The following is an 11,971-nucleotide window of genomic DNA, read 5'->3' as shown; positions in this document are numbered from 1 at the left end:
TAATTTTTGTAAAGAAATCCCAGCCTAGGCTCTATCCTAAGCTGGGAGAAATTTATTTTGCAATAACTTCCAAAACTGGGTCGGTGTTTGATACTTCTAAGTCACTTTCTAAAACTTTTACATCAAATTCGTCAGTATTTGTTATAATTATTGGTGATTGGAGAGATTTGCCAGCCTCTTTGATTTTTTCTATATCAAAATCCATTAATAAATCACCTTTTTTGACCTCATCATAGATTTCTACATGGCTTGTAAATCCCTCGCCTTTTAATTCTACGGTGTCTATGCCTATATGAATTAGAATTTCTGCTCCAGATTTTGAGCTTATTCCAATGGCATGTAAAGAATCCGCAAGTAGGGAAATTTTTCCATCACAAGGTGAGTAAACTTTGCCCAAACTTGGAACTATTAGGCAGCCTTTGCCCACAATTTCTGTAGAAAATACTTTATCTATACATTCTTTGATGTCTAATTTTTGGCCAAGCATGGGCGAGTAGATGATTTCTTTTGAATTTTTTGTTGGTTTTTCATTTTCTAAATCATCGTCATTTTCATCTTTTTTAAATATATCAAATATTCCCATAATTAATCTCCATTCTTTTCTTGAGTTTTTATATTTATACCCAATGAATATATGATAAATTCTCTTTGGCAAAATTTTACATGGCAATCGTTTACTTGATTTTTAAAATAAGTTATACTATAAATGTGGCTATTTTGGCTAATAATCTTATTGAGGTGATAGATTGAATAGTAAAGAAATTAAAGAAGAACTTATAAATATTGTAAAGGAAGATTCGACAAAGGCCATCGGATGTACAGAGCCTGTTGCAGTTGCTTATGCGGCTAATGTTTGTAGTCAATATTTAGAAAAATCCGATATTTGTAAGATCGATTTAGAAGTTAGTAGAAATATTTATAAAAATGGCAAGGCTGTAAAAATCCCGACAACCAAAGCGGCTGGTTTGGATTTGGCAGCAAGTCTTGGAGCTTTTTCCAAAAAATGCGACCAACCACTTTTGGTTTTTTCTAATTTGACAGAAGAAGAAATAAAAAAAGCAAAAGACTTTGTAGATTTGGTGAGCGTTAAGTATTTGGAAGATGTTTCAGATCTTTACATAGGAGTAAAAATTTTTACCAAAGAAGAAAGCGCTAGGGTAATTATTTCAGATTCTCACACGCATATTGACCAAATTTGGAAAAATGATGAGCTTATTTTTGACGATCCTATAAAAGATACTGGAAAATCCGCTTTTTCTATAAAAAATATGTCCTTTGAGGAGCTTTCTAAAATTGTAAAAGAAATGGACTTGGCAGATATTTATTTTGTCTTGGAAGGAGTCGATGTAAATCTTGCCGCAGCCAAAGAAGGACTTAAAGGCTATGGACTAAATCTTGGCAAAAAGCTAAGTACGCTTAAAGAGAATGGAATTTTGCCGGATAATTTTGTTACACAAACTAGAATCCTAACAGCAGCAGCTGCTGATATGAGAATGGGTGGTGGACCTCTTCCAATAATGACTTCAGGTGGCTCTGGCAATCAAGGAATTGGAATTATCATTCCAATTTATATGGTTTATCAATACGAAAATTTAAGCTTTGACACTTTGGCAAGAGGTTTATTTTTTGCCCATGTGATCAATCGCTATGTCAAAGAATATTCGGGCAAACTTAGTGGTATGTGCGGTTGTGCCATCGGAGCTGCTATTGGAGCAAGTGCTGCTATAGCTTTTATGCTGGGTGGAGATGAAAAGCAAATTGCTGGAGCTTGTACAAATGTTTTTGCAAATCTTACTGGCATGATTTGTGATGGAGCTAAGGAATCTTGCTCTATGAAATTATCCACAAGTGCTGAAGAATCGATTATAGCTGCCTATTTGTCTTTAAATGGTATAATTACTGACAAAAATGTTGGCATTGTTGGAGAAAGCATAGAAGATACAATTTCTAATATAGGCAAGCTTTCCCACGAAGGATTTTCTAAGGCTGATGATGTGATGCTAGAAATAATTAACAATGAAAAGAGGTAATTTATGAAAAAGAAAAGTATTTTTAATTCCCTGTTATTTAAACTTGTATTTGGTATTATTCTGGGAATTTTTATCGGCAGAGTTTCTAATGAAACTTTGATGATGATTTTTGATACTATAAAATCTGTCTTAGGTCAACTTATATTTTATGCAGTGCCAATCATAATTTTGGGCTTTATTACACCAGCTATAGTTTCTTTAAGCGAAGATGCTGGCAAAGTTTTGACTACAACCTTAGTTATTTGCTATTTATCATCAATAGGTGCGGCATTTTTCTCACTTATAGTTGGAAATGCAGTTATTCCAAGCTTAAATATTGCAAGTGAAGTGGCAGGACAAAGAGAAATTCCTGAATCAATTTTCAAATTAGGTATAGATCCACTAATGCCAGTAATGACAGCTTTGGTTACATCAATTATTTTTGGTCTTGCAGTAGTTTGGACCAAATCAGAAACATTTACTAAACTTTTAAAAGAATTTAACAACATAACCTTAGAAATAGTAAATAGAGTAATTATAAAAATTCTTCCATTTTTTATCTTTACAACCTTTGCAGAACTTTCCTACACAGGCGTTATCAACGAGCAATTGCCAGTATTTATCAAGATTATTTTAATTGTCATTGTCATGCATTATATATGGCTTGCCCTTCTTTATGGCATCGGAGGAGCGATCTCAAAAACAAATCCAATGGAAGTTTTAAAACATTATGGACCAGCTTATGTAACAGCCCTTGGAACTATGTCATCTGCAGCAACCTTATCAGTTGCCCTTAAACAAGCAAGAAAAGCAAAAACTTTAGATGCTAAAATCAGAGACTTTGTAATTCCACTTTGTTCAAATACTCACCTTTGTGGATCAGTTTTGACAGAAACATTTTTTGTAATGGTAGTTTCACAAATTCTCTACGGCAAAATTCCTACTATGGGAGATATGATTTTATTTATCCTACTTCTTGGAATTTTTGCAATCGGCGCACCGGGAGTTCCAGGCGGAACTGTAATGGCTTCTCTTGGATTAATCATTTCTGTTTTAGGTTTTGGCGATAATGGAACAGCTTTGATGCTTTCAATATTTGCCCTACAAGATTCCTTCGGTACAGCTTGCAATATTACAGGCGATGGAGCAATAGCTTTGATGGTAACAGGATTATTTAAAAAAGTTCCAAAAGAAGAAGTAAAACTCGAAGAAAATATTTAATAAATCTGGTAAGCTTTTTCATTTGTGGGTAAAATATTAAATGTAATTTTAATAAGGAGTGAACTAAAATGAAAGTAATAGTGTCAAAAGACTACGATGAAATGAGTAAAAAAGCTGCTGATTTTATCATTAACATGATGATAGAAAAACCACAAGCAAAATTTGGCTTTGCAACAGGTTCAACCCCAATTGGTATGTATGAATATTTGGCTAAGGCTAACAAAGAAGGAGAAATTTCTTTTAAATATGCCAAAAGCGTAAACTTAGATGAATATATAGGAATTGACAAAGAAAACGACCAATCTTACCAATATTTTATGAATGAAAATTTATTTAACAAGGTAGATTTCAAAGAAGGCATGACACATTTGCCATTTGCACCAGAAGCAGATGAAAAATACGCCAAAGAATACGATGAACTTTTAGATGAATTTGGTCAAAGAGATATACAAGTTTTAGGACTTGGACCAAATGGCCACCTTGCTTTTAACGAGCCAGCAGAAAAATTAAATCAAAGAACATCTATAATAAAACTAACAGAAGAAACAATAAAGGCAAATTCAAGATTTTTCAAATCAGAAGATGACGTGCCAAAATACGCAATTTCCATGGGAATGGCAGATGTTTTCGATGCAAAAACCCTAGTAGTTCTTGCTAATGGCAAAAACAAACACGAAGTTGTTAGAAGAATTCTCGAAGAAGATACAATTTATCCAGAATTCCCAGCAAGTTTCTTACATCTACATCCAAATTGCTATTTGTTTGTAGACCAAGAAGCCTACGAAGGCTAAAATTTCTAAGAAATTTATAAGAAAAACAAAAAAAGATCCCCTAAAGTAATTTACTTTATGGGATCTTTTGCATTTAGAAATTTTATTAAAATGCCCAATTGCCATTTTCAAATATTGGGAATTCTTTTTCGCCTTTGTAGGCTGTAATTTTTAGATCGGAATTTCCAACCATAAAATCTTCGTGGATTAGGGAATCGTTGATTCCTCTTTCTTTTAACTTATCATCATCCAAATCTGCTCCACCTACAACGCAAGTTGGATAAGCCTTGCCTAGGGCAAAGTGGCAGGATGCATTTTCGTCAAATAAGGTGTTGTAAAATAAAATATTTGAATTAGAAATTGGACTATCGTATGGAACTAGGGCAATTTCTCCTAAGTTTTTGCTACCCTCATCGCTTTCTAGCATTTTGGCAAGAGTTTCTTTGCCTTCTTTGGCATCAAAATCGACAACTTTGCCATTTTCAAAGATAAATTCAAAATCATTTATAACAACACCATTGTAGACAAGTGGTTTTGTTGCTACAAGTTTTCCGTCTACTCCGTCATATTGTGGGGCTGTGAAAACTTCTTCTGTTGGCATATTTGGGATAAACAAATCTCCCTTAGCATTTTTTGAGCCAGCTGACATCCAAATATGATCTTTTGGAAGTTTTACCCAAAGGTCTGTCCCGTTTTTAGACTCGTAGTGAACTTTGTCAAATTGATGATCGTTTAGATATTTTGCTTTTTCTTCTAGGGTTTTGATGTGATTTTCCCAATTTGCTTTGGTTTCTTCCCAAGAATCGGATACTCTTGATACATCAAGTATTACTTCCCATAATTTATTGTAAGCTTCTTCTTCGCTTAGGTCTGGGAAGACTTTTTTTGCCCATTTTATTGTTGGAACAGAAATTACCAGCCAACTTACAATATCGTTCATGGTGTATTTGACAAATTCTTTTGCAGCCTTAGAATTTTCACGAACTGCTTCGGAAATTTTCTTTTGGTCAAGGCCCTTTAATAAATCTGGATCTTCGCTAGCGATGGAAATTCTGTTTGATTTTTTCTCAGCTATTTGATATTTTAATTTTTCTATCTTCCAAGAAGCAACTTCATTTAAAGTTTCTTGGTCTTGATTTTCAAAGGCAAGTCTTGTAAGGGTATCATCACGCCAATCCACAGAAACAAGGCGAGCACCTTTTTCGTAAGCAGCCTTGGTAATTAGCCTACAAAGCTCTGGACTTTCGACAGGTGAATTTATTAAAACGTCCTCACCTTTTTGAACATTAACGCCAAACTCAACAGCAAGTTTAGCAAAATTTTCTATTCTATTATTCATTATTTCCTCCTTGTTATTAGCTATTAATTATTATACTCATTATCTAATAATTTATTAAAGGAGCAAATAAACAATTTTATAAAAGTCCATCTATGTTTCTTTTTGAATAAATAAGCCTTCTAATTTCCATTGTATGGTCTATAACAACGTAAAAAATGAAAAAATTTCTTACTTTTATTCTGTAATAAGTATCTTTTCTTATTTTGCTTGATTGATAGGGTGCAAAAATCAAAGGATTTTCTAATCTTTTATCTATTGCTATTTCAATATCGTCAACTAATTTTTTCGCTGCAGTCGGATTTCCTAAAGTATCTGTTATATAATCCGTTATTTCCAAAAGATCATCTTTAAAAATCGGTAAAAATCTTAGTTTATAAGTTGGTTTTGTCATCGATATTCTTTCTAGCCAAATCAAAAACTTCGTTTTTTGTTAAGCGCTTAGTTGATGATAGGGCTTCTTTGTCGGCTTCATCTAATTTTTTCTCTATATCGTCTGTTAGAAGTGAGTATTGTTCAAGGCTCATTAAAACCATTGTTCCATAACCGTTTTTGGTTAAAAATACCGGCGAATTTGAATTTATTACTGTTTCTTCAATTTCAGGAAATTTATTTCTTAAATCTGATACTGGTCTTATATTTATCATTATAAACACCTCCTTGTTATCATAATTATATCATCATTTTATCCTTATACCAATAAATTTACTGAAATTTTTTTGATATCCTTGTATTTTTAACTTCAATAATTTTAAATTTAATTTGCTTATACCTTAGCCACATTTGAGGTAAAATATAGGAAGAATAATCTATACTACGAGGAGGGAATATGAAAAAAAGAAGTGAAGTAGATGTTAAAGAAACTTGGAAAATTGAAGATCTTTTCAAAGATGATGAAGATTTTCTCAAAAATTTAGAAGAACTTAAAAATCTTTCAGATAATTTTTCTAAAAATTACAAAACTTTAAATTCATCAGAAGAAGTTTATAAGGCTTTGGAAGATTTTGATAAGATAAATGGCCTAACAGATAGGTTAGGTACTTTTGCAGGCATTAGCATGGAAACTGATACGACTGATGCTAATATGGCAAAAAGATATGCGCATTTTACCAAAGAAATGAGCAAAATTGACGGCGAATTGAGCTTTTTCCATTCATTACTTGCCAAATTAGATAAGAATCTCTTGGAAGAAGTAAAAAAAGCTCATCCGGAATATACTTATTATCTTGATAGAATTATCAAAGAATCCAAATATCTTTTGACCGATGAGGGCGAGAAGATTTTGGCAAATCTTGCTCCAACTTTTGATGCTCCATACAAAAATTACAACGATATGCGCTATGGAGATATGGAATTTGAAGATTTTGAATATGAGGGTGAAAAAATAAACCTTAACCACAATACTTTTGAAGAATTTCTTGAAGCAGATCCAAGATGTGGGCTAAGACGTGAAGCTTTCAAAAGATACCACGATGTTTTAAGAAAATACGAAAATGCAGATGCTTCTGTCTATATGACCCAAGTTGAAAATGAAAAGAGAATTTCAGATTTGCGTGGATATAAAACAGTTTTTGATTATTTGCTAAGCCTACAAGATGTCGATAGGGAAATTTACGATAAGCAAATTGACACAATAATGGCAGAGCTTTCAGCTCATATGAGAAAATATGCAGAAATTATCAAAAAAACTTACGGTTTGGACAAAATGACCTATGCAGATTTGAAATTGTCCATAGATCCAGATTATGAACCAGAAGTAAGCATTGAAGAAGCTCACAAATATATAGTTGAAGGTCTTTCAAATCTTGGCGAAGAATACGTAAGCGTTTTAAATTCTGCCTTTGAAGATAGGTGGATAGACTATGCTCAAAATGAAGGAAAAAGAACTGGAGCTTTTGCAGCTGGCCCTTATGGATCTCATCCATTTATAATGACAACTTATAACAACAAAATGAGCCAAGTTATGACTCTTGCCCACGAGCTAGGCCATGCTGGTCAATCTTATTACACAAACAAAAATCAAAAATCTCTAAATATCGACATGAGTATGTATTTTGTTGAATCACCATCAACTGCCAACGAAATTACCATGGAAAGATTTTTGCTAAATAAGGCCAAAGACGATCGTGAAAAACTTTGGGTTTTATCAACAATGATTTCAAAAACTTACTACCATAACTTTGTAACTCATTTCCTTGAAGCAGCTTTCCAAAGAGAAGTTTATAGAAAAGTAGAAAATGGTGAAAGTCTAACAGCCGATGATTTAAACAAAATTTTTACAGAAAAATTAGAAGAATTTTGGTCTGATTCTGTGGAATTAGTAGATGGTGCTGAGCTAACATGGATGCGTCAACCACATTATTATATGGGCTTATATCCTTACACATATTCAGCAGGTTTAACAATTGGAACAATGATTTCTGATAAAATCGTAAATGGAAGTCCAGAAGATAGAGATAGATGGATAGAAGTTCTAAAACTTGGTGGATCAGTTGGCCCAATAGAGCTTGCAAAAAGAGCTGGAGTTGATATGACAAGCACAAAACCAATTTCAGAAACAATAGCCTTTATAGGATCTATAATAGATCAAATAGATGAACTTTGCGAAAAATTGGGAATGTACAAATAAAATAATCACTAAGCTAAGTGAACTGACCCCCAAAAGTTAGACCTAAAAACTAACTAACGGAGGTCAGTTTTTTAATGGCAAAATATAGCACAGAATTCAAAATGAAAGTAGTAAAAGAATATTTAGAATCAAACATCTCATATAAATCTTTATCAGACAAATATTGCATACCATCAGAAAGCGTAGTGAAAAGCTGGGTAAATGCATACAAATCACAAGGCTATGAAGGACTAAAAGTAAAAAGAAAAAATACACAATATACTTTGGAATTCAAGTTAAATGTAGTAAACTTGTACTTAACAGGAGAAATGTCCTATCAAAGCCTAGCAAACAATCTTAAAATCAATAATCCATCAATAATCACCCGATGGGTCAATGAATATAGAGAAAAAGGAATTGAAGGACTTAGATCTAAAAAGAGAGGAAGACCTTCAAAAATGCCAAAATCCCCAAAGAGATCAAAAGACACTAAAATAGAATCATCAGCAAACATAACTAATTTAGAAAATGAATCATTAACACAAGCACAACTAAAAGAAAAGATAAAGAAATTAGAAGAAGAAAACTATTGGCTTCAATTAGAAAATGATGCAATAAAAAAAAAGATAGAATTGTCTCAAATGACAGATACAGAAATAAGACAATTGCTGAAACAATCAAAGTCTTAAGAGATAAATACAAACTAAAAGACTTGTTAAAATACTTTAACATTGCCAAATCAACATACATGTATTGGCAAAAACGCTTAAATAAACCAAATAAAGATCTAGAATTAGAAAAGAAAATACTTAAAATAAGAAAAGACAATCCAAACTACGGCTACAGAAGAATAACAGCAATGTTAAAAAGATCAGGACTGATAATAAACAAAAAGAAAGTACAACGATTAGTTCAAAAGTTAAAACTTCAAGTAAAAAGCTATTCAAGAAAAACAAGAAAATACTCATCCTACAAAGGACAGGTAGGAAAAATATCAGACAACAAAATAAAAAGAAACTTTAAAGTGGAAACACCATACACACAAATAACAACAGACACAACAGAATTTAAGTATTTAGAAAAAGATAAAACAGGAACATATCAAATAAAGAAACTCTATCTAAACCCATACCTAGATATGTACAACAGTGAAATACTTAGCTATGAAATATCAAAACACCCAACAATAGAACCAATCTTAAAAGCCTTAGACAAAGCAATAGAGGTAACTAATAAAAATAAAGAAAAAAGAATATTCCACTCTGATCAAGGCTGGGCATACCAAGTAAAGCAATACACATCAAAACTAGAAGAAAATGACATCACTCAATCCATGTCAAGAAAAGGAAATTGCTTAGACAACTCACCAATGGAAAATTTCTTTGGGATATTAAAACAAGAAATATATTACGGAAATAAATTCTATTCATACGAGCACTTAAAACAAACAATTGAAGATTTCATAAAATATTACAACGAAGAAAGAATAAAAGAAAAATTAGGATACTTATCACCAATAGAATACAGAAAGAAGAATGCAGCATAAAAATTTCCTACCCCTAGGGGTAGGATAGGACAAAGAAATACCAGGGCTAGTTTAGTTCTAACTCTGGTATTAGGTCCAACTTTGTGGGGTCACCTTAAAGTCCTACAAATTTTTTGTAGGGCTTTTTTATTGTTGTTGTTTCACTTAAGTGAGTTGAGCGAACGAAAGAGAGCGAAACAAAAAACCACCTGCTATGCAGGTGGAGGGATTTAGCTTTAGCTTCAAGCACCAAGAAAACCTCCTTAAAGTATAATTGTGATATTCACATGCACAATTAAATAAGGAGGCACTCATGGATAAAAATACTTTATCACATACAAGCTGGAGATGCAAATATCATATAGTTTTTGCGCCAAAATACAGAAGACAAGTAATATATAGACAACTAAGAAAAGATATAGGAAGCATACTTCGAGAATTATGTTCAAGAAAAGGAATAAACATAATAGAAGCAGAGCTATGTCCAGATCATGTCCATATGTTGTTAGAAATACCACCAAAATATTCAATATCACAAATAATGGGATATTTAAAAGGAAAAAGTTCGCTGATAATATTCGATAGACATGCAAACTTAAAATATAAATATGGAAACAGACACTTTTGGTGTAGAGGATACTATGTGGACACAGTCGGTAGAAATGAAAAGAAAATAAAAGAATATATACAAAATCAATTAAAGGAAGATTATTATACTGACCAAATAAGTATAAAGGAATACTATGACCCGTTTACGGGAGAGTCAGTAAATAAAAACAAATAAAAAACTGCTTAAGCAGTAGTTGGGATAGTGGTGCATGCGATGGAATACTCGACAGCCCCAATAGGGGCGTGCCGGTATTCGCGCCTTATAGGCGCTTTGCAAACTACCAGCTAAGCTGGTAGTTTTGATTTTCCTATTTACTTTATCAAAAAATCAAAGTAAAGTAGTAAAAAGTTTTATAATTAATTATTAGAAATTATGAATAAATATTATTAGGAGGAAATTATGGAAACTTTTAAGAAGATCACTGACCTTATCAGTGGCAAAATTTATACGAATATGCTTATCCCCTTATTGTTGGGCTTGGGTTTGTATTTTACTTACAAAATTAAGGCTGGACAAATTACTAATATTTCCCATGCCTTTAAATTAATCAGAAAAAAACCTGAAGATGAAAATGCAATCTCACCTTTTAAGGCTTTTACAATTTCTGCGGCAAGCCATATAGGAACTGGAAATATCGTTGGAGTTGCAGCAGCCATTTCAGTAGGAGGCCCTGGAGCAGTTTTTTGGATGTGGGTTACAGCTCTTATTGGCGGTGCAACATCTTTTGTAGAAAATACCTTGGGACAAATTTTTAAGGAAAAAAATCCTGACGGAACTTTTAAGGGCGGACCTTCTTATTACATGAGCAAATCTTTAAAAAATCCTCATATAGCAAGCATTTTTGCTGTGGTTATTTGTATCGTTTATGGTTTTATGTTTAATGCCATGCAGGCAAATACTATTGCTTCTGGTTTTGCTTCTTCACTAAATATCAAGCCTTGGATAGTTGGACTTATTATTTGTATTTTTGCAGGCTTTATTATTTTTGGTGGTCTAAAAAGAATTGCAGATATAACCGCATTATTGGTTCCAATTATGGCAATTATTTATATTATTTTGGTTTTAGTAATTTTACTTACAAATATAACAAAAGTACCTCATATGTTTGGACTTATTTTCAAAGAAGCCTTTAACCTAAAGGCAGGCTTTGGCGGACTTTTTGGGAGCGCTATTTTAAATGGAGTAAGAAGAGGATTATTTTCTAACGAGGCCGGCATGGGAGCTGTTCCAAATGCTTCAGCCGTTGCAGATGTTAGTCATCCAGCCAAACAAGGCTTAATCCAAGCCTTGGGGGTTTATCTTGATACAATTGTAGTTTGCTCAGCAACTGCTTTTGTAATTATTATTGGAGGAGAAGGAATTTATAATAATCCGGATCTTCAAGGCCTTGCCATAACCCAAGCTGCTTTATCAAGTGAGCTAGGAGCTTGGTCATTACATCTTTTGACAATTTGTGTTTTGATGTTTGCATTTTCTTCAATAATTGGAAATTATTATTATGGAGAAAATAATATCTCCTACCTTGGTCTTGGCAAAACTGGCCTTAGCATTTATAGAGTTTTGGTAATGTGCTTTGTATTTTTAGGATCAGTTGGAGATTTTTCTATAGTTTGGAATACTGGAGATATTTTTATGGGCATTATGGCGATAATAAACTTAGTTTGCCTAATGCTTATAGGAAAACTTGCCGTAGCTTCTTACAAAGATTATATGATTCAGCTAAAAGCTGGCAAAGATCCAAAATTTATCCCTGAAAATATTAAAGAATTAAAGCCTTATCTAAAAGATATTAATGCATGGGATTAGGTGAAAATCAAAAAAGATCAAAACTTTTAAAAAAATCCTTGACAAAGTTGATTTTAAGAGTAAGCAATGTTATAATTAAATAAGTT

General features: G+C 32.7%; 12 protein-coding genes. 8 read left to right on the top strand and 4 right to left on the bottom strand.

The genetic code is table 11. The features are described 5' to 3' along the window. Nucleotides 1-52 precede the first annotated feature (52 nt). Complete coding sequence (locus GAN53_RS02635; RefSeq protein ID WP_151409447.1) at nt 53-583, bottom strand: PTS glucose transporter subunit IIA; 531 nt, start codon at nt 581-583, stop codon at nt 53-55. Nucleotides 584-746: 163 nt separating this feature from the next. On the opposite strand from GAN53_RS02635, the gene GAN53_RS02630 reads away from it, so the two are divergent. The 3 genes from GAN53_RS02630 (at nt 747) to nagB (ending at nt 4,021) form a co-directional block, all read left to right on the top strand. Continuing rightward, nucleotides 747-2,030, top strand: a complete 1,284-nt coding sequence (locus tag GAN53_RS02630; RefSeq protein WP_151409446.1) for a serine dehydratase subunit alpha family protein — start codon at nt 747-749, stop codon at nt 2,028-2,030. A 3-nt stretch (nt 2,031-2,033) separates the two neighbouring features. Continuing rightward, entirely contained in the window at nt 2,034-3,230 is a 1,197-nt protein-coding gene (locus GAN53_RS02625) for a dicarboxylate/amino acid:cation symporter (RefSeq protein ID WP_151409445.1), read from the top strand. Between the two features lie 68 nt (nt 3,231-3,298). Next, the gene (gene nagB / locus GAN53_RS02620) at nt 3,299-4,021 is read left to right on the top strand and encodes a glucosamine-6-phosphate deaminase (RefSeq protein WP_151409444.1); all 723 of its coding nucleotides are present in this window, start codon (nt 3,299-3,301) and stop codon (nt 4,019-4,021) included. An 85-nt stretch (nt 4,022-4,106) separates the two neighbouring features. On the opposite strand, the gene GAN53_RS02615 is transcribed toward nagB, so the two are convergent. The 3 genes from GAN53_RS02615 to GAN53_RS02605 form a co-directional block, all read right to left on the bottom strand. Next, nucleotides 4,107-5,339 (bottom strand): aminopeptidase, encoded by a 1,233-nt coding sequence (locus GAN53_RS02615; protein WP_151409443.1) that lies wholly within the window; start codon nt 5,337-5,339, stop codon nt 4,107-4,109. A gap of 76 nt (nt 5,340-5,415) precedes the next feature. Beyond that, nucleotides 5,416-5,730 carry a type II toxin-antitoxin system RelE/ParE family toxin gene (locus GAN53_RS02610; RefSeq protein WP_151409442.1) on the bottom strand — a complete coding sequence of 105 codons (315 nt, stop codon included), beginning with the start codon at nt 5,728-5,730 and terminating at the stop codon, nt 5,416-5,418. Beyond that, nucleotides 5,711-5,983 (bottom strand): type II toxin-antitoxin system Phd/YefM family antitoxin, encoded by a 273-nt coding sequence (locus GAN53_RS02605; protein ID WP_151409441.1) that lies wholly within the window; start codon nt 5,981-5,983, stop codon nt 5,711-5,713. Before GAN53_RS02605 ends, GAN53_RS02610 begins: the two co-directional genes overlap by 20 nt. Nucleotides 5,984-6,165: 182 nt before the next feature. On the opposite strand from GAN53_RS02605, the gene pepF reads away from it, so the two are divergent. From pepF to GAN53_RS02580, 5 genes are all read left to right on the top strand, one after another. After that, nucleotides 6,166-7,965, top strand: coding sequence for an oligoendopeptidase F (pepF, locus tag GAN53_RS02600; protein ID WP_151409440.1), 1,800 nt, complete (start codon nt 6,166-6,168; stop codon nt 7,963-7,965). 74 nt (nt 7,966-8,039) lie between these two features. After that, nucleotides 8,040-8,633 (top strand): helix-turn-helix domain-containing protein, encoded by a 594-nt coding sequence (locus GAN53_RS02595; RefSeq protein ID WP_151409095.1) that lies wholly within the window; start codon nt 8,040-8,042, stop codon nt 8,631-8,633. Continuing rightward, nucleotides 8,576-9,490: an IS3 family transposase gene (locus tag GAN53_RS02590; RefSeq protein ID WP_151409096.1), complete on the top strand. Its 915-nt coding sequence runs from the start codon at nt 8,576-8,578 to the stop codon at nt 9,488-9,490. Before GAN53_RS02595 ends, GAN53_RS02590 begins: the two co-directional genes overlap by 58 nt. A gap of 292 nt (nt 9,491-9,782) precedes the next feature. Next, the gene (gene tnpA / locus GAN53_RS02585; protein ID WP_151409439.1) at nt 9,783-10,253 is read left to right on the top strand and encodes an IS200/IS605 family transposase; all 471 of its coding nucleotides are present in this window, start codon (nt 9,783-9,785) and stop codon (nt 10,251-10,253) included. 225 nt (nt 10,254-10,478) lie between these two features. Further along, nucleotides 10,479-11,885: an alanine/glycine:cation symporter family protein gene (locus tag GAN53_RS02580; protein WP_151409438.1), complete on the top strand. Its 1,407-nt coding sequence runs from the start codon at nt 10,479-10,481 to the stop codon at nt 11,883-11,885. Nucleotides 11,886-11,971: the final 86 nt, after the last annotated feature.

It is taken from the genome of Anaerococcus sp. Marseille-P9784 (assembly GCF_902500265.1).
In the GTDB taxonomy this organism is placed as follows: domain Bacteria; phylum Bacillota; class Clostridia; order Tissierellales; family Peptoniphilaceae; genus Anaerococcus.
The sequence above is the reverse complement of the archived record's forward strand: the minus strand, read 5'-3'. Positions and strand labels throughout refer to the sequence as shown.